General features: G+C 54.4%; 15 protein-coding genes. 14 read left to right on the forward strand and 1 reads right to left on the reverse strand.

The genetic code is table 11. From position 1 onward, the window contains the following. The first annotated feature begins 98 nt into the window (after nt 1-98). The 10 genes from rplK (at nt 99) to tuf (ending at nt 15,847) form a co-directional block, all read left to right on the forward strand. On the forward strand, nt 99-530 hold the full coding sequence (rplK, locus tag ACJJIB_RS03925; protein ID WP_152451118.1) for a 50S ribosomal protein L11: 432 nt from the start codon (nt 99-101) through the stop codon (nt 528-530). Continuing rightward, a complete protein-coding gene (gene rplA / locus ACJJIB_RS03930; protein ID WP_152451120.1) occupies nt 531-1,226 on the forward strand; it encodes a 50S ribosomal protein L1 in 696 nt (231 codons plus the stop codon). It abuts the gene before it with no gap. Nucleotides 1,227-1,505: 279 nt separating this feature from the next. Further along, entirely contained in the window at nt 1,506-2,000 is a 495-nt protein-coding gene (rplJ, locus tag ACJJIB_RS03935) for a 50S ribosomal protein L10 (protein ID WP_020411124.1), read from the forward strand. 78 nt (nt 2,001-2,078) lie between these two features. Next, nucleotides 2,079-2,447 carry a 50S ribosomal protein L7/L12 gene (gene rplL, locus ACJJIB_RS03940; protein WP_252084407.1) on the forward strand — a complete coding sequence of 123 codons (369 nt, stop codon included), beginning with the start codon at nt 2,079-2,081 and terminating at the stop codon, nt 2,445-2,447. Nucleotides 2,448-2,741: 294 nt separating this feature from the next. Then, complete coding sequence (rpoB, locus tag ACJJIB_RS03945; RefSeq protein WP_444887950.1) at nt 2,742-6,815, forward strand: DNA-directed RNA polymerase subunit beta; 4,074 nt, start codon at nt 2,742-2,744, stop codon at nt 6,813-6,815. Nucleotides 6,816-6,946: 131 nt separating this feature from the next. Next, nucleotides 6,947-11,176: a DNA-directed RNA polymerase subunit beta' gene (gene rpoC / locus ACJJIB_RS03950; RefSeq protein ID WP_252084409.1), complete on the forward strand. Its 4,230-nt coding sequence runs from the start codon at nt 6,947-6,949 to the stop codon at nt 11,174-11,176. Nucleotides 11,177-11,425: 249 nt separating this feature from the next. Further along, nucleotides 11,426-11,800: a 30S ribosomal protein S12 gene (gene rpsL / locus ACJJIB_RS03955; RefSeq protein WP_067150990.1), complete on the forward strand. Its 375-nt coding sequence runs from the start codon at nt 11,426-11,428 to the stop codon at nt 11,798-11,800. 110 nt (nt 11,801-11,910) lie between these two features. Further along, nucleotides 11,911-12,381 carry a 30S ribosomal protein S7 gene (gene rpsG, locus ACJJIB_RS03960; protein WP_143729448.1) on the forward strand — a complete coding sequence of 157 codons (471 nt, stop codon included), beginning with the start codon at nt 11,911-11,913 and terminating at the stop codon, nt 12,379-12,381. A gap of 90 nt (nt 12,382-12,471) precedes the next feature. After that, complete coding sequence (gene fusA / locus ACJJIB_RS03965; protein ID WP_252084410.1) at nt 12,472-14,577, forward strand: elongation factor G; 2,106 nt, start codon at nt 12,472-12,474, stop codon at nt 14,575-14,577. Nucleotides 14,578-14,653: 76 nt separating this feature from the next. Further along, a complete protein-coding gene (gene tuf / locus ACJJIB_RS03970) occupies nt 14,654-15,847 on the forward strand; it encodes an elongation factor Tu (protein WP_252084404.1) in 1,194 nt (397 codons plus the stop codon). A 665-nt stretch (nt 15,848-16,512) separates the two neighbouring features. On the opposite strand, the gene ACJJIB_RS03975 is transcribed toward tuf, so the two are convergent. Further along, nucleotides 16,513-16,989, reverse strand: a complete 477-nt coding sequence (locus ACJJIB_RS03975) for an aminoacyl-tRNA deacylase (protein ID WP_444883681.1) — start codon at nt 16,987-16,989, stop codon at nt 16,513-16,515. Nucleotides 16,990-17,164: 175 nt separating this feature from the next. Between ACJJIB_RS03975 and rpsJ the strand changes: the two genes are divergently transcribed. The 4 genes from rpsJ (at nt 17,165) to rplW (ending at nt 19,149) form a co-directional block, all read left to right on the forward strand. Continuing rightward, on the forward strand, nt 17,165-17,476 hold the full coding sequence (gene rpsJ, locus ACJJIB_RS03980; RefSeq protein ID WP_010133849.1) for a 30S ribosomal protein S10: 312 nt from the start codon (nt 17,165-17,167) through the stop codon (nt 17,474-17,476). A 111-nt stretch (nt 17,477-17,587) separates the two neighbouring features. Further along, nucleotides 17,588-18,223, forward strand: a complete 636-nt coding sequence (gene rplC / locus ACJJIB_RS03985) for a 50S ribosomal protein L3 (RefSeq protein WP_252084412.1) — start codon at nt 17,588-17,590, stop codon at nt 18,221-18,223. A gap of 18 nt (nt 18,224-18,241) precedes the next feature. After that, a complete protein-coding gene (gene rplD, locus ACJJIB_RS03990) occupies nt 18,242-18,856 on the forward strand; it encodes a 50S ribosomal protein L4 (RefSeq protein WP_252084413.1) in 615 nt (204 codons plus the stop codon). Further along, nucleotides 18,853-19,149 (forward strand): 50S ribosomal protein L23, encoded by a 297-nt coding sequence (rplW, locus tag ACJJIB_RS03995; protein WP_152451143.1) that lies wholly within the window; start codon nt 18,853-18,855, stop codon nt 19,147-19,149. The genes rplD and rplW overlap by 4 nt, the downstream gene beginning before the upstream one ends. Nucleotides 19,150-19,152: the final 3 nt, after the last annotated feature.

The following is a 19,152-nucleotide window of genomic DNA, read 5'->3' on the forward strand; positions in this document are numbered from 1 at the left end:
CCCCGGAAAATATATTTTGTTTTTTGGGGCGGGGAGCCAGCTCTCTGCCGAGAGGTAAGTTGTGGCTGGCGTTACCACCCATCTAGAGGAGAGCTGTAATGGCTAAGAAAGTAGAAGCTTATATCAAGCTGCAAGTTAAGGCCGGTCAGGCCAACCCAAGTCCGCCCGTTGGTCCTGCACTGGGTCAGCACGGCGTGAACATCATGGAATTCTGTAAGGCGTTCAACGCCCAGACTCAAAGCCTTGAGCCGGGTCTGCCGGTGCCGGTTGTGATCTCTGTATACAGCGATCGCTCCTTCACCTTCATCATGAAATCTCCGCCCGCCGCAGTACTGCTGCGCAAGGCCGCCAAGATCAAGAGTGGTTCCGGTCGCCCGAATACCGACAAGGTCGGTAAGGTTACCCGCGCTCAGATCGAAGAGATCGTAGAAATGAAAAAGGCTGACCTGACTGCATCCGATATGGACGCGGCCGTGCGCACCATCGCCGGTTCCGCACGCAGTGCCGGTATCGAAGTGGAGGGTCTCTAAGTGGCTAAATTGAGCAAGCGTCAGCGCGTAATCGCTGAGAAAGTTGAAGCTGGTAAAGCATACGGCATCGAAGAAGCCGTAGCTCTGCTGAAAGAGCTGTCCAACGTTAAGTTTGCAGAGACTGTAGACGCTTCTGTAAACCTGGGTATCGATCCGCGTAAATCCGACCAGGCTGTTCGCGGTGCGACCACTCTGCCGCACGGTACTGGTAAAGAAGTTCGCGTAGCTGTTTTCACCCAGGGTGCAAACGCTGATGCCGCTAAAGAAGCGGGCGCTGACCTGATCGGTATGGACGAGCTGGCTGCCGACGTTAAAGCGGGCAAGATGGACTTCGACGTAGTAATCGCTTCTCCCGATGCGATGCGCGTTGTAGGTCAGCTGGGTCAAATCCTCGGCCCGCGCGGCCTGATGCCGAACCCGAAGACTGGCACTGTAACTCCAGACGTTGCTACCGCAGTTAAAAATGCCAAAGCTGGTCAGGTGCGTTTCCGCGCTGACAAAGGCGGCATCATCCACGGTGGTATCGGCAAAGTTGCTTTCGATGCGAACTTGCTGAAAGAGAACCTGGAAGCTCTGGTAGCAGACCTGAAGAAGGCCAAGCCGGCTTCTGCAAAAGGTGTGTACCTGAAGAAGATCACCCTGAGCACCACTATGGGCCCAGGTCTGGTTATCGACCAGTCTTCCCTGAACATCTAATTGAAGCTGTGCGCTGATACTGTTGGCGTATGGTAAATCGAACTTTGGGGTCCACTTGATGCTTAGGCAGAAATGTGGGCCGTCAAAGACCGTAGGTGCCAGATGCGTTGAGGTTTAACGTGTCCGGCTTAATCCAAATCTCGGCCAGGTTGGTCGTTGAGAGGTTTGAGCCTACGCAGACGGTGTCGCCCAAACCAGTATTTTTACTGGATTTGAGCTTTATGCACCGGAACGGATCGGGCTTTGAGCTCGGTTTTTTTCAAATCCAGGAGTGACACTATGGCTATTGGACTCGAAGACAAGAAAGCGATTGTCGCAGATGTCCAGCAAGCTGCTGAGGGTGCTCTGTCTGCGGTAGTTGCGGATTCCCGCGGCGTTACCGTAAATGACATGACTGCCCTGCGCAAAGAGGCTCGCGAGAACGGCGTTTGGTTGAAAGTCGTCCGCAATACTCTGGCGCGTCGCGCTCTGGCAGGAACCGATTACGAATGTCTGACTGACAAATTCGTAGGTCCTAGCATCATTGCATTCTCTAACGAACATCCAGGTGCCGGCGCGCGCATCCTGAGCCAGTTCGCCAAGGGCAATGACAAGCTGGAACTGAAAGGTGCTGCCTTCGAAGGCGCGATCACCGACGTCGCATTGTTGGCAAGCCTGCCGACTTACGACGAGGCGATCGCCAAGCTGATGAGCGTGTTGAAAGAAGCATCTGCTGGCAAGCTGGTCCGCACTATTGCGGCCGTTCGCGACCAAAAAGAGCAGGAAGCTGCGTAATTGTATTCGCTTTAGCGAATCGCGGTTTCAAAACGAAATACGAGCAGCTACTGCTCAAACCAATTCAGGTAATGACTCATGTCTCTGACTAAAGAAGATATCATCAACGCTGTTGCCGAAATGTCTGTTAAAGACGTTGTTGAGCTGATCGAAGCAATGGAAGAGAAGTTCGGTGTAACTGCTGCAGCAGCAGTTGTAGCGGGCCCGGCTGGTGGCGAAGCTGCCGCTGAAGAGAAAGACTCTTTCGACGTAGTTCTGACTTCTGCAGGCGACAAGAAAGTAAACGTGATCAAGGTTGTTCGCGGCATCACCGGCCTGGGCTTGAAAGAAGCCAAGGCACTGGTTGACGGCGCTCCAAGCCCGCTGAAAGAAGGCGCAACCAAAGACGAAGCTGAAGCCGCTAAGAAAGAGCTGGAAGAAGCTGGCGCAACTGTAGAACTGAAGTAATTCGGTTGTTGCGATTCCCGCTATTGGTCGCCTAAAACGACACATAGCGGTAAGGCTGGTGGACTTTTGTCCGCCGGCCTTTTTGCCGTTTGCGGTACTGAGGTTTTAGCGGTGCCGGCGGTATAAAACCGTGGCAAACCTCATTTAACCATAGCGCAGTTGCGCTGCTCGAAAGCAAGCGGAGAGGTTTCTGAACAGCGCAGGCAATCTGTGTTGTTCAGAGGCTTCTCGCCCGGAGGGGCTCCCGAATGGAGTCCCACGAAGTCTTGTCACTGATCAAGCTGGGGAATTTGAATGGCTTACTCATATACTGAGAAAAAACGTATCCGCAAGGATTTTGGCAAACTGCCTAAGGTCATGGATGTGCCCTTTCTGCTTGCGATACAGCTGGATTCATATCGCAATTTTACACAGGCCGACAAGCGCCCCGACGATCGCTTAGATGTCGGCCTGCAGGCGGCGTTTAAATCCGTATTTCCGATTGTCAGCTATTCAGGCAATGCCGCTCTGGAGTACGTGAGCTACACACTGGGTAAGCCCGCTTTCGATGTTAAGGAATGTACTCTGCGCGGCGTGACCTACGCCTGTCCGCTGCGTGTACGTGTGCGCCTGATTATTTACGATAAAGAGTCTGCGAATAAGTCCATTAAGGACATCAAAGAGCAGGAAGTTTACATGGGCGAAATCCCGCTCATGACCGACAACGGTACCTTTGTAATTAATGGTACTGAGCGTGTTATCGTATCCCAGCTACACCGTTCCCCGGGTGTATTTTTCGATCACGACAAAGGCAAGACCCATTCCTCTGGTAAGCTGCTGTACGCCGCGCGTGTAATTCCTTATCGTGGCTCCTGGCTGGACTTCGAATTCGATCCAAAGGACTTGGTATTCGTTCGTATCGACCGCCGCCGCAAACTGCCTGCGACAATTCTGTTGCGTGCACTGGGATATAGCTCCCAGGAAATGCTGGAGATGTTCTTCGAGACCAGCAAGTTTGAGCTGCAGGAAGACCGCGTTAGCCTGGAACTGATTCCCTCCCGCTTGCGCGGTGACGTGGCCTCTTTTGATATTAAAGATGGCCAGGGCAAGGTGATTGTGGAAGAGGGGCGTCGTATCACCCCGCGTCATATTCGCCAGCTGGAGAAAGCCGGCGTAGAAAAGCTCGACGCGCCACTGGAATACCTGTTTGGCCGTATTCTGGCTCACGATATTGTCGATGAGTCTACTGGTGAAATTGCAGTTGAGTGTAATGCTGAGATTACCGCTGAAGTAATCGCCCAGTTACGCACGCTCAATATTAAGACTTTCGAAACGCTGTACACCAATGATCTAGACCGTGGACCGTTTATCTCCGATACCCTGCGTGCAGAGCCTTCCCGCACTCAGCTGGAAGCGCTGGTAGAGATCTACCGCATGATGCGCCCAGGCGAGCCGCCCACCAAGGAATCTGCGGAATCCCTGTTTGAAAACCTGTTCTTCACCGACGAGCGCTACGATCTGTCCGCCGTTGGTCGCATGAAGTTCAATCGTCGCCTGGGCCGTGAAGACGAGACCGGCGAAGGTACCCTGAGCAAAGAAGATATCGTCGATGTACTGAAGACCTTGATCGATATCCGTAACGGCCAGGGCATGGTGGACGATATCGATCACCTGGGGAACCGCCGCGTGCGCTCCGTTGGTGAGATGGCCGAGAACCAGTTCCGCGTTGGTCTGGTACGTGTGGAGCGCGCGGTCAAAGAGCGCCTGTCCATGGCGGAGTCCGAAGGCCTGATGCCGCAGGACCTGATCAATGCCAAGCCGGTTGCCGCTGCAGTGAAGGAATTCTTCGGTTCCTCGCAGCTGTCCCAGTTTATGGACCAGAACAACCCGCTGTCGGAAGTGACTCACAAGCGTCGTGTTTCCGCACTGGGCCCAGGTGGTTTGACCCGTGAGCGCGCTGGCTTTGAGGTGCGCGACGTGCACCCGACGCACTACGGCCGCGTATGTCCGATTGAGACGCCGGAAGGACCGAACATCGGTCTGATCAACTCCCTGGCCACTTACGCTCGCGCTAACCACTACGGTTTCCTCGAGAGTGCTTATCGCAAAGTGGTTGATGGCAAGGTAACCGACGAAATCGCTTACCTGTCAGCGATCAATGAAGCAAATTACATTATTGCCCAGGCGTCTGCGGAAGTAGATGACAACGGCAACTTCATTGATGACCTGATCAGCGTGCGTCACCATGGCGAATTTACCCTGAAAGCACCGGGTGAAATCCAGTATATGGATGTTTCCGCCAAGCAGGTGGTTTCTGTCGCTGCGGCGATGATCCCGTTCCTTGAGCACGATGACGCCAACCGTGCATTGATGGGCTCGAACATGCAGCGTCAGGCGGTACCGACCCTGCGTGCTGAAAAGCCGCTAGTAGGCACCGGTATGGAGCGCACAGTAGCGCGCGACTCCGGGGTATGTGTGGTAGCCAAGCGTGGCGGTGTGATTGAGCGTGTTGATTCCAGCCGTGTGGTAGTCCGCGTGGCGGACGCTGAGGTGGAAGCCGGTGATGCAGGTGTAGATATTTATAACCTGACCAAATACATCCGCTCCAACCAGAATACCTGTATCAATCAGCGTCCGATTGTTAACACTGGTGATCGCGTAACCCGCGGCGATATCCTTGCCGATGGTCCTTCTGTTGACCTGGGTGAGCTGGCTCTAGGCCAGAATATGCGCATCGCCTTTATGCCATGGAATGGTTACAACTTTGAGGACTCCATCCTCATTAGTGAGCGCGTTGTACAGGAAGACCGCTTCACCACTATTCACATCCAGGAACTGACCTGTATTGCCCGAGATACCAAACTGGGTAGTGAGGAGATCACTGCGGATATCCCCAATGTGGGCGAGTCTGCGCTGAATAAGTTGGACGAGTCCGGCATTGTATATATCGGTGCGGAAGTAGGTGCCGGCGATATCCTGGTCGGTAAGGTTACTCCTAAAGGCGAAGCACAGCTGACCCCAGAAGAGAAGCTGCTGCGTGCAATCTTCGGTGAAAAAGCTTCCGACGTTAAAGATACTTCCCTGCGCGCGCCCAGTGGCACCCGTGGTACCGTGATCGACGTTCAGGTGTTCACCCGTGACGGCCTGCAGAAAGATCAGCGTTCCATCGATATTGAGAAGGCGCAGCTGGATGAGGTTCGCAAGGACCTGAATGAGGAATACCGTATTGTCGAAGGCGCTACCTTTGAGCGTCTGCAGCAAGCACTGCTGGGCCAGAAGGCTGCCGGTGGTAAAGGTATCAGCAAGGGCCAGGAGCTCACCACTGAAGTACTCGCCACTCTGCCGCGTGAAGACTGGTTCAAGCTGCGCATGGAAGACGAGGGTCTCAACGAGCAGCTGGAGAAGGCAGAAGTACAGCTGAAAGAGCGTCGCAAGCTGCTCGACGAAGCCTTTGAAGACAAGAAGAAAAAACTGGAGTCCGGCGATGACCTGGCTCCGGGCGTATTGAAAATCGTCAAGGTTTACCTGGCGATCAAACGCCGTATCCAGCCGGGCGACAAGATGGCCGGTCGCCACGGTAACAAGGGTGTGATCTCCGTGATCAAGCCCGTTGAGGATATGCCTTACGACCAAAACGGTGAGCCGGTAGACATCGTTCTGAACCCACTGGGTGTTCCCTCGCGGATGAACGTTGGTCAGGTTCTGGAAATGCACCTGGGTATGGCTGCTAAAGGTCTTGGCGTCAAAATCGACAAGATGATCAAGGAGCAGCAGGAAGTCGCCAAGGTGCGCGGATTCCTGGAAGAGGTCTACAACTCCACAGGCGGTCGCAAAGAAGAACTGGATCAGTTCTCCGATCAGGAAGTCATGACCATGGCGCAGAACCTGCGTCGCGGTGTACCCATGGCGACCCCGGTATTCGACGGTGCCGATGAGAGCGAGATCAAGCAATTGCTGCGCCTCGCCGATATCCCTGATTCCGGCCAGATCACTCTGCACGACGGTCGTACCGGTGATGCTTTCGAGCGTCCGGTTACCGTGGGCTACATGTACATGCTGAAGCTGAACCACCTGGTGGACGACAAGATGCACGCGCGTTCCACTGGCTCCTACAGCCTGGTTACTCAGCAGCCGCTGGGTGGTAAGGCACAGTTCGGTGGTCAGCGTTTCGGGGAGATGGAAGTGTGGGCGCTGGAAGCCTACGGCGCCGCATACACCCTGCAGGAAATGCTCACGGTCAAATCAGACGACGTGGAAGGGCGGACCAAGATGTACAAAAACATCGTGGATTCCGACCACCGTATGGAGCCTGGCATGCCGGAGTCCTTCAACGTACTGGTTAAGGAAATCCGCTCTCTCGGTATGAACTTCGAGCTCGAGCACGAGTAAGACCGATTGGTGCAAAAGCCTGTTCGCAGGTGAATTGAGACAAGCGCCGGCACCCTGGAAGCAGTGGGGTTGCCGGCCCGCCCGGCCCGGCGTAACGGCCGGGTTGACTACCCCCTAGTGGAGGAAAGGCCTTGAAAGATTTATTAAATCTGGTGAAGTCCCAGGAGCACCTGGAAGAGTTTGATGCGATTCGTATCGGTCTGGCCTCGCCGGACATGATCCGCTCCTGGTCCTACGGCGAAGTGAAGAAGCCGGAGACCATCAACTACCGTACCTTCAAGCCTGAGCGTGAAGGCTTGTTCTGCGCCAAGATCTTCGGCCCGGTAAAAGACTACGAGTGCTTGTGCGGTAAGTACAAGCGCATGAAGCACCGCGGTATTATCTGTGAGAAGTGCGGCGTTGAGGTCACCAAAGCCAAGGTGCGCCGTGAGCGTATGGGCCACATTGAACTGGCCAGCCCGGTTGCGCACATCTGGTTCCTGAAATCCCTGCCGTCCCGTATCGGCCTGTTGCTGGATATGACCCTGCGCGATATTGAGCGCGTGCTGTACTTCGAATCCTACGTGGTAACCGAGCCCGGCATGACTACCCTGGAGCGCGGCCAGCTGCTGAACGATGAGCAGTACTTTGAGGCGATGGAAGAGTTCGCCGATGAGTTTGAAGCGAAAATGGGTGCCGAGGCAATCCAGGAGTTGATGGCAGATATTGAGCTGCCGGTTGAGATCCAGCGCCTGCGGGAAGAGATCCCAGCGACCAATTCCGAAACCAAGATCAAGAAACTGTCCAAGCGCCTGAAGCTGCTGGAAGCCTTCTACAAATCCGGTAACAACCCGGAGTGGATGGTGATGAAGGCTCTGCCGGTTCTGCCACCGGATCTGCGTCCGCTGGTACCGCTGGATGGTGGCCGCTTTGCGACCTCCGATCTGAACGATCTCTACCGTCGTGTGATCAACCGTAACAACCGTCTGAAGCGTCTGCTCGAGTTGAATGCGCCGGATATTATCGTGCGTAACGAAAAGCGTATGTTGCAGGAATCTGTCGATGCACTGTTGGATAACGGCCGTCGCGGCCGCGCTATCACCGGCTCCAACAAGCGCCCGCTGAAGTCCCTGGCTGACATGATTAAAGGTAAACAGGGCCGCTTCCGTCAGAACCTGCTGGGTAAGCGTGTGGACTACTCCGGTCGTTCCGTGATCGTGGTTGGCCCGACCCTGCGCCTGCACCAGTGTGGTCTGCCCAAGAAAATGGCTCTGGAGCTGTTCAAGCCGTTTATTTTCGGCAAGCTCGAGACTCGCGGTCTGGCCACTACCATCAAAGCCGCCAAGAAAATGGTGGAGCGCGAAGAGGCCATCGTTTGGGATATCCTCGACGAGGTGATCCGCGAGCACCCGGTACTGCTCAACCGTGCACCGACCCTGCACCGTCTGGGTATTCAGGCGTTCGAACCGGTACTGATTGAAGGTAAAGCGATCCAGCTACATCCGCTGGTTTGTGCTGCCTATAACGCCGACTTCGACGGCGACCAGATGGCGGTACACGTACCTTTGACCATCGAAGCGCAGCTGGAATCCCGCGCGCTGATGATGTCCACCAACAACATCCTGTCGCCCGCCAATGGTGAGCCGATCATCGTACCGTCCCAGGACGTGGTACTGGGCCTGTACTGGATGACCCGCGAGCGCGTCAACGATAAAGGCGAGGGTATGTCCTTCTCCGATATCAAAGAGGTGAGCCGTGCCTTTTATGCCAAGCAGGTTGGCTTACAGGCGAAGGTTAAAGTGCGTATCCGCGAAAATATCGTGGGTGAAGATGGTGAGAAACACGAAACCATCTCTGTACAGGACACCACTGTAGGCCGCGCGCTACTGTGGAATATCGTCCCGGAAGGCCTGCCTTTCGAGCTGGTTAACCAGCCGATGAAGAAGAAGTCTATTTCCCGTGTACTGAACGAGTGCTACCGTAAGGTGGGCCTGAAGGCGACGGTTATCTTCGCCGACCAGCTGATGTACACCGGTTTTGATTTCTCTACCAAGTCCGGTTCCTCCATTGGTGTGAACGACTTCGAAATCCCGGCCGAGAAAGCTCAGTTGATCGAATCCGCGGAAGCGGAAGTGAAGGAAATTGAAAGCCAGTTTGCCTCCGGTCTGGTAACTCAGGGTGAAAAATACAACAAGGTCATCGATGTTTGGTCCCGTACCAACGATAAGGTGACCCAGGCGATGATGGCGGGGATTAAGAAAGAGAGGGTGACTGACCGAGAGGGCAAAGAGACCCAGCAGGACTCTTTCAACTCTGTTTTCATGTATGCAGACTCCGGTGCACGGGGCTCCGAAGCACAGATTCGTCAGCTCGCTGGTATGCGTGGTCTGATGGCCCGTCCAGACGGCTCCATTATCGAGAACGCCATTACCGCAAACTTCCGTGAAGGTCTGACCGTACAGCAGTACTTCATCTCGACCCACGGTGCTCGTAAAGGTCTGGCGGATACCGCACTGAAAACCGCGAACTCCGGTTATCTGACCCGTCGCCTGGTGGACGTTGCTCAGGACGTGGTAATTACCGAACTGGATTGTGGCACTGACGACGGCCTGACCATGGCGCCGGTGATCGAGGGCGGTGACGTTATCGAATCTCTCGGTGACCGTATCCTCGGTCGTGTTGTGGCTCGCGATGTATTGAAGCCCGGCAGCGATGAAATCGCCGTTTCCGCCGGCACCATGATCGACGAGAAGTGGGTAGAGCGCATCGAAGCCATGGGTATCGATGAGGTTCTGGTTCGCTCCCCGATCACCTGTACTACTGCACACGGTATCTGTGCCCAGTGTTACGGCCGTGACCTGGCCCGAGGCCACCGCGCCAACCCGGGTGAATCTGTGGGCGTTGTTGCCGCACAGTCCATCGGTGAGCCGGGTACCCAGCTGACCATGCGTACCTTCCACATCGGTGGTGCTGCGAGCCGCGCCTCTGCTGCAGACAGCATCCAGGTGAAGCTGGGCGGTACTGTACGTCTGCACAATGTGAAGACCGTTAAGACTGAAGCTGGCAACTTGGTAGCGGTTTCCCGCTCCGGTGAATTGGCGATTGCCGATAGCGCTGGGCGCGAGCGCGAGCGCTACAAGCTGCCTTACGGTGCTGTAATCAGTGTCTATGAGGGTGCTGAGGTTGATGGTGGCCAGATTGTGGCCAAGTGGGATCCGCACACCCACCCGATCATCACCGAAGTTGCCGGTTGGGTGAAACTGTCCGGTATGGAAGAGGGTCTCTCCATCCGCAAGCAGACCGATGAAATTACCGGTCTGTCCTCGATCGAAATTATCGATCCAGCCGAGCGTCCGGCGGCAGGTAAAGACCTGCGTCCGGCGGTAACTCTGTTGGATGAGAATGGCGAAGAACTGACTCTGGCCAACAGTAATGCGCCTGCGCACTACGCATTGCCGGCGCGTGCGATTCTCAGCCTGAAGAATGGTGACAAGGTGAACGTGGGTGACGTAATCGCACGTATCCCGCAGGAATCTGGCGGTACCAAGGACATCACCGGTGGTCTGCCCCGCGTTGCCGACTTGTTTGAAGCGCGTAAGCCGAAAGAGCCGTCCATCCTGGCGGAAATCTCCGGTACCGTTTCCTTCGGTAAAGAGACCAAAGGCAAGGTGCGTCTGCAGATCACCCCGCGCGATGGCAAACCGCTGGCCAACGGTAAGGACCACTACGAGGTTCTGATTCCGAAACACCGTCAGCTGACTGTGTTCGAGGGTGAAACTGTAGAGAAGGGCGAGGTTATCTCCGATGGCCCGTCCAACCCGCACGATATTCTGCGTCTGAAAGGCGTTGAAGAACTGGCGCGCTACATCACTAACGAGATCCAGGAAGTTTACCGTCTCCAGGGTGTGGGTATTAACGATAAGCACATCGAGACTATCGTGCGCCAGATGCTGCGCAAGGTGGAAATCCTCGAGATGGGCGATTCCAGCTTAATTAAGGGCGACCAGGTGGAATACCAGCGTGTGATCGAAGAGAACGAGCAGTTGCGCGCCGAAGGCAAACAGCCCGCTCAGTTCGAGCGCCTGTTGCTGGGTATTACCAAAGCGTCTCTGGCCACTGAGTCCTTCCTGTCTGCGGCTTCGTTCCAGGAGACTACCCGCGTTCTGACCGAGGCGGCGGTAACCGGTAAAGAAGATAGCCTGCGCGGTTTGAAAGAGAACGTGGTTGTGGGCCGCTTGATTCCGGCCGGTACCGGTCTGGCCTACCACGCAGAACGCAAGCGCAAGCGCAACCTGCAGCTGGAAGAAACCTTCGGCGAAGGTCCTTCTGCAGCAGAGGTAGAAGCGGCACTGACCGAGGCCCTAAAGTCCTCTGGCGAATAAGGCGTATTCCACTCCATCCGATGATGGAGTGGGGTAGGTCGGGGCACTTCGGTGCCCGATCTGATATTGGCGACTGTCTGTGATGTAAGCACTTACTTCTGTCGCCGATTGACTAGGCGGGTTGTCGCTTATAGAATGCGGCCCCCGCTGATGTGGGGTGTTTCGTTCGACCTCTGGGTCGGCGCTACACACAGACGACAGGCCCTCACTTTTAGAGGTGGGGGCATTTTATTTTTGGAGTGATTTTTAATGGCAACGATCAACCAGTTGGTTCGTAAGCCGAGAAAACGCAAAGTCGAAAAAAGCGACGTTCCCGCTCTGCAGGCTAGCCCGCAGCGTCGTGGAGTTTGCACTCGCGTGTACACCACTACACCGAAAAAGCCGAACTCCGCACTGCGCAAGGTTTGCCGTGTGCGTCTGACCAACGGTTACGAAGTAACTTCGTACATCGGTGGTGAAGGCCACAACCTGCAGGAGCACAGCGTGGTACTGATTCGCGGCGGTCGTGTAAAAGACCTGCCGGGTGTGCGCTACCACACTGTACGCGGTGCACTTGACTGTGCTGGCGTAAACGATCGCAAGCAGGGCCGTTCTAAATACGGCGCCAAGCGTCCTAAAGGTTAATCGCCTTTAACGATTTGCGTTTCGGTTTCCAACCGGAGTAAGGCTGAGCTCGCCGGATTGTAAGGTTTTACGGCGGCGTCTCAGAATAACCCTGAAGAGAGGCAATTCCCATGCCGAGAAGACGAGTAGTCGCTAAGCGCGAAGTACTGCCCGACCCCAAGTTCGGGAACGTCACCCTAGCCAAGTTCATGAACCACGTCATGATCAGCGGCAAGAAATCAGTAGCAGAGCGCATTGTATACGGTGCCCTTGATACTATTTCTGAAAAATTGAACAAAGACCCGATCGAAGTGTTTGAAGAGTCTTTGGAAAACATCGCGCCTATGGTGGAAGTTAAATCCCGCCGTGTTGGTGGTGCGACCTATCAGGTGCCTGTAGAAGTGCGCCCCTCGCGCCGTACGGCTCTGGCAATGCGTTGGCTGGTAGAGTTCTCCCGCAAACGCGGCGAGAAGTCTATGGCTCAGCGCCTGGCCAATGAAATGATCGATGCAGCTCAGAACAAGGGCGGCGCGGTCAAGAAGCGTGAAGATGTACACCGCATGGCGGAAGCCAACAAGGCGTTCTCTCACTACCGCTTCTAAGTCTGATGATTACCAACATCGGAAATTAATACCGAAAGGCAGCACGGAAATTTCCAGGCTGCCTTTTGCCGTTATATCGAGGATACAACTGTGGCACGTAAAACGCCTATCGCACGCTACCGTAACATCGGTATCTGTGCCCACGTAGACGCCGGTAAAACCACCACTACTGAGCGCGTACTTTTCTACACTGGTCTGTCCCACAAAATTGGTGAGGTGCACGAAGGCGCCGCAACCATGGACTGGATGGAGCAGGAGCAGGAGCGTGGTATTACCATCACCTCCGCTGCAACCACCTGCTTCTGGGCTGGCATGCAGCAGCAGTTCGATCAGCACCGCGTAAACATCATCGACACCCCAGGACACGTTGACTTTACCATTGAAGTAGAGCGCTCCTTGCGCGTACTCGACGGCGCGGTTGTTGTACTGTGTGGTTCCTCTGGTGTTCAGCCGCAAACTGAAACCGTTTGGCGCCAGGCCAACAAATACCACGTGCCGCGTATGGTATTTGTGAACAAAATGGACCGCGCCGGTGCGAACTTCCGCAACGTTGTGGACCAGCTGAAAGATCGTTTGAACGCGAACGCCGTACCGCTGCAAATGACCATCGGTGCTGAGGACGAGTTTAAGGGTGTTGTTGACCTGGTGAAAATGAAGGCCATTCTGTGGAATGAAGCCGATCAGGGCATGACCTTCGACTACGCTGACATCCCCGCTGAGCTGCAGGACGAGTGCGACGAAATGCGCGAGTACCTGGTAGAAGCGGCCGCTGAAGCCAGCGAAGAGCTGATGGAAAAGTACCTGGAAGAGGGTGAGCTGACCGAAGAAGAGATCAAGGCAGCTATCCGTCAGCGTACCCTGGCCAATGAAATCGTACCGGTTCTGGGCGGCTCTGCGTTCAAGAACAAGGGTGTGCAGGCCATGCTGGACGCGGTTATCGAATACCTGCCGGCGCCGACTGAGGTAAAGGCGATCGAAGGTACTCTGGAAGACGGCGAAACCGTTGAGACTCGCGAAGCCGACGATGACGCTCCGTTCGCCGCTCTGGCGTTCAAAATTGCTACCGACCCCTTCGTTGGTACTCTGACTTTCTTCCGCGTTTACTCCGGTAAGCTGGAGAGCGGTACTGCGGTATACAACTCCGTAAAAATGAAGAAAGAGCGCGTTGGTCGTATGGTGCAGATGCACTCCAACGATCGTAAAGAGATTAAAGAAGTACTGGCGGGTGACATCGCAGCTGCGATTGGTCTGAAAGACGTGACCACTGGTGACACCCTGTGTGCCGAGAGCAACAAAATTGTTCTGGAGCGCATGGAATTCCCAGAGCCGGTAATCTCCGTAGCGGTTGAGCCCAAGTCCAAGCCGGACCAGGAAAAAATGGGTATTGCCCTCGGCAAGCTGGCCCAGGAAGACCCGTCTTTCCGCGTGAAGACCGACGAAGAAACTGGCCAGACCATTATCTCTGGTATGGGTGAACTGCACCTGGACATCATCGTCGACCGTATGCGTCGCGAGTTCAATGTTGAAGCGAACATCGGTAAGCCTCAGGTGGCCTACCGCGAAGCAATCCGTAACACCTCTGAGATCGAAGGTAAGTTCGTTCGTCAGTCTGGTGGTCGCGGTCAGTTCGGACACGTTTGGGTGAAATTCGAGCCCGCTGAGGATGAGTCCGCAGAAGGCCTGGAATTCGTTAACGAAATCGTGGGCGGTGCAGTACCTAAGGAATATATCCCTGCGGTATCAAAAGGTATCGAAGAGCAGATGCAAAACGGTGTTCTGGCTGGCTACCCGCTGCTAGGCCTGAAAGCGACTCTGTATGACGGTTCCTACCACGATGTGGACTCCAGTGAAATGGCGTTTAAAATCGCCGGTTCTATGGCGACCAAGAAGCTCTCCTCTGTGGGCGGCGCGGTATTGCTTGAGCCGATGATGAAGGTGGAAGTAGTAACTCCAGAAGAGAACATGGGTGACGTAGTTGGCGACCTCAACCGTCGTCGCGGCCTTATCCAGGGTATGGAAGACAACCCTGCTGGTAAGGTGGTAAACGCAGAAGTGCCTCTGGCAGAGATGTTCGGTTACGCAACCGACCTGCGTTCTGCTACTCAGGGCCGTGCTACCTACACCATGGAATTCCTGAAGTACTCCGAAGCGCCGAAAAACGTTGCCGATGAGATCATCGCCAAGAACAAAGCCTAATTAACTTCTGCTCAAAGGGGGCCGGGCCAACAGCTGGGGCCCCTTTGGCAAACTTTTAGCTAGAGGACATCTAAAGATGGCAAAAGAAAAGTTTGAACGTTCCAAGCCCCACGTGAACGTGGGCACCATCGGTCACGTTGACCACGGTAAAACCACCCTGACCGCTGCTCTGACCCGCGTATGTGCGGAAGTATGGGGCGGTGACGCTGTTGCTTTTGACGGTATCGACAATGCACCGGAAGAGCGTGAGCGCGGTATCACCATCGCTACTTCTCACGTTGAGTACGAGTCCCCGACTCGCCACTACGCGCACGTAGATTGCCCGGGACACGCCGACTACGTTAAGAACATGATCACCGGTGCTGCTCAGATGGACGGCGCTATCCTGGTATGTTCCGCAGCTGACGGCCCCATGCCGCAGACTCGTGAGCACATCCTGCTTTCCCGTCAGGTAGGTGTACCTTACATCGTTGTATTCCTGAACAAAGCGGACATGGTAGACGACGAAGAGCTGCTCGAGCTGGTAGAAATGGAAGTTCGCGAACTTCTGGACCAGTACGAGTTCCCAGGTGACGACACTCCGATCATCGTTGGTTCCGCTCTGATGGCCCTGAACGGCGAAGACGACAACGAAATGGGTACTACCGCTGTTAAGAAGCTGGTAGAAACTCTGGACGAGTACATCCCTGAGCCGGAGCGTGCAGTAGATCAGCCGTTCCTGATGCCGATCGAAGACGTATTCTCCATCTCTGGTCGTGGTACCGTAGTAACCGGTCGTGTAGAGCGTGGTGTAATCAACACTGGCGACGAAGTTGAGATCGTTGGTATTAAAGAAACCACCACCACTACCTGTACTGGTGTTGAAATGTTCCGCAAGCTGCTCGACGAAGGTCGTGCTGGTGAGAACATTGGTGCGCTGCTGCGTGGCACCAAGCGTGACGAAGTAGAGCGTGGTCAGGTACTGGCTAAGCCGGGCTCCATCACTCCGCACACTAAGTTCGAAGCGGAAGTGTACATCCTGTCCAAGGACGAAGGTGGTCGTCACACCCCGTTCTTTAAAGGCTACCGTCCTCAGTTCTACTTCCGTACTACCGACGTAACTGGTGCGGTTGAGCTGCCGGAAGGCACTGAAATGGTAATGCCGGGCGACAACATTCAAATGGTTGTTACCCTGATCGCTCCGATCGCCATGGAAGACGGCCTGCGCTTCGCTATCCGCGAAGGTGGTCGTACCGTAGGTGCGGGCGTTGTTGCCAAGATCATCGAGTAATAGTTACTTTTGATCTAAATAAAAAGCCGCAGCGGACGCGCTGCGGTTTTTTTTTGCCTGATATTTTTTGTTTTTTCTCGCCATTGCAGCCTATTAAGTGTTTGTTTTAATTGGCTACTTGGGAGGGTTTTATGGATAAGTTTTTGCAAAGAAAAACCGTAAAAAAGTTGTCGGAGAGGTTCAAGTTTAGCCTCGTAATTTATGATGAGCGTTGCTTTAGTTGTTCAATTTGATAAAGGTTTATAAAGGCTTTATTTCAGAGGTATTTATTCGCGATAGCGTATTGGAGAGAATTAAATTGGGGGTTGTTTTATCTCGTGTATTGCTTTTTGAGCGTTAGCATTTGCTGTGTTCTCATTGTGGCTCTGCAGGGCTTTAAGTAGCGTAGGTGTCCTGCTTTACAAACTAAAACCTCTTCAGGGTATGTATTTGTTTTGTGTTTTGCAGAGATATTTGGGGTAGTTAAAACAAATATCCATGTGCCCAGCGATTTGCTGGCCTAGCCTGGTAGCTTGTGGGGTGCTTATCTAATGGATAGGTTAGTGGAAGGCGGTGTTTGCTGGTCAGAATCCTGTGGCTCTGGCTTGAGCAGCACCACAGGATTACATTTCTTTGTGGCGCCTTATTCAGGCTGATATTTCAAATCCTTCTGCTTCTGGGGTTGCTTATGGCCAGTCCTTACTAAGATCAGCGCTTCGACACCCGGCAAACAGTTTATTGAATTGTGGTCCATTCATTTCTACCAGTTCTTCGTGGTCACCCGCCTCAAAAAAGATCGTCTCACAGCGGCTGAGCCCACTGTCTATCAGAGTAGTAATGCCATAAGCCTGGCCGACAGGGGGTAGGGCGCCCAGCTCGCAGTCTGGGAAGACTGACCCCAGCTCATTTTCTGCAACCATCTCCAGGTCGTTGCGGCCGGTTTCAGTGTGCACTGCGCGTAGATCCAGGCTGCTGCTGGCGGGAATTACCGCCATCACGAACCCCTCCTTATCGCGCAACAGGATTGCCTTGGCTACCTGGTCTTCGCGCACATGAGCAGCGTGGGCGCTCTCTCGACTGGTGCGTGTGTGGGGATGCTGTATTAGGTGGTAGTCAACTGACTGGTCATTCAAGTATTGACTTAATCTCGCAGCAATAGTCATGTCTTTACCCTCAATTTACTTAAGGTACTCCATTGTAGTTTGAGCCGATTGAAATTTGATCATGCTGTACAGTTGACAGCCTCTTGTACGCCCCGTAGAATTCGCGCTCCTTTTCGCCCGCCCTCGGGGTTGCGAGAAAGGACGTTCTTTAGTTCATAAGTTGGAGTTTGATTCCATGCAGGGTCAACGTATCCGAATTCGCCTGAAGGCCTTCGATCACAAGCTGATCGACGCGTCTACTCAGGAGATCGTAGAGACGGCTAAGCGCACTGGCGCACAAGTTCGCGGTCCTATCCCGCTGCCGACTCGCAAAGAGAAGTACACCGTACTGATTTCCCCGCACGTTAATAAAGACGCTCGCGACCAGTATGAGATCCGTACTCACAAGCGTTTGCTGGACATCGTTGAGCCTACCGAGAAAACCGTCGACGCGCTGATGAAGCTCGATCTGGCGGCCGGTGTTGAGGTCCAAATTAGTCTCGGCTAAACACTTTTAACTAACTACCGAACCCCAGGCGAAAAAGGTCTGGGTAGTGTAACGCTCTGAAATTGGGCGGCCGCAGTGGGTTAAAGCCCCGTGCACTGAGAGGTTAATAAGATGACTATAGGTATTGTCGGCCGCAAGAGCGGCATGACTCGCGTCTTCACTGAAGATGGCGTATCCATTCCGGTAACCGTTGTTGAGGTTGCTCCGAATCGCGTCACCCAGGTGAAAACTGTGGAAACCGATGGCTATGCCGCTGTTCAAGTAGCAGTGGGTAACCGTAAGGCTTCCCGTGTCTCCAAGCCCGAAGCGGGCCACTTCGCCAAAGCCAATGTAGAGGCTGGCACTAATCTTTTCGAACTGCGTACTGACGCTTCCGAAGAGACTTTCGAAATCGGTTCTGAAATCACTGTAAGCAGCTTTGAAGCTGGCCAGAAGATCGACGTAACCGGCACTTCCAAGGGTAAAGGCTTCCAGGGTGGCGTTAAGCGCTGGAACTTCCGAACTCAGGACGCAACCCACGGTAACTCCCTGTCTCACCGCGCTCCCGGTTCTATCGGTCAGTGCCAGACTCCTGGCCGCGTATGGAAAGGCAAGAAAATGGCCGGACACATGGGTGCTGAGCGTGTAACCGTGCAGAACCTGGAAGTAGTTCGTGTCGATGCCGAACGCAACCTGCTGCTGGTTAAAGGCGCTGTTCCCGGTGCTCCCGGTGGCAACGTTATCGTTCGTCCGGCAGTAAAAGCCTAAGTCTGAGGGGAATTAGATATGGAACTGAATATCGCTACTCCCGAAGGCGCTAAAGGCACAGTAGCTGTCTCTGAAGTGACTTTCGGACGTGAGTTCAACCAAGATCTGGTACACCAGGCAGTTGTCGCCTACATGGCTGGCGCTCGTCAGGGTACCAAGGCGCAGAAGAATCGTTCTGATGTTTCCGGTGGTGGTAAAAAGCCCTGGCGCCAAAAAGGTACTGGCCGCGCACGTGCCGGTACTATCCGCAGCCCGCTGTGGCGCTCCGGTGGTGTAACTTTCGCCGCTGACCCGCGTGATCACAGCGTTAAGCTGAACAAAAAGATGTACCGCGCTGCACTGCGCTGCATCCTGTCTGAGCTGGCTCGTCAGGAGCGCTTGATAGTGGTTGAGTCCTTCGATGTGGACGCGCCCAAGACCAAGCAACTGGTTAGCAAACTGGCTCAGTTTGACCTGTCCGATGCGCTGATCGTGACTGAAGAGGTTAGCGAAAACCTGTACCTGGCCGCTCGCAACTTGCACAAAATCGATGTTCGTGATGTGCAGGCGATCGATCCAGTAAGCCTGATTCGCTTTGATAAGGTCGTGGTTACCGTTTCTGCGCTCAAGAAAATTGAAGAGGTGCTGGGATGAACCAAGAGCGACTCTACAAAGTACTGCTGGGCCCGGTAATTTCCGAAAAAGCTGCTGTGCTGGCCGATAGCGCCAACCAAGTAGTTTTCAAGGTTTCCACCGATGCCGAAAAAGCTGAGATCAAGGCCGCGGTTGAAAAGCTGTTTAACGTTTCTGTTGAGCAGGTTCGCACCGTGAACGTTAAAGGTAAAACCAAGCGTACCCGCTACGGCATGGGCCGTCGCAGCGATTGGAAAAAAGCCTACGTTCGCCTGGCCGAAGGCAGCGACATCAACTTTGAAGCTGCTGAGTAAAGG

This window comes from Microbulbifer mixtoriginis (SeqCode), from assembly GCF_052467705.1.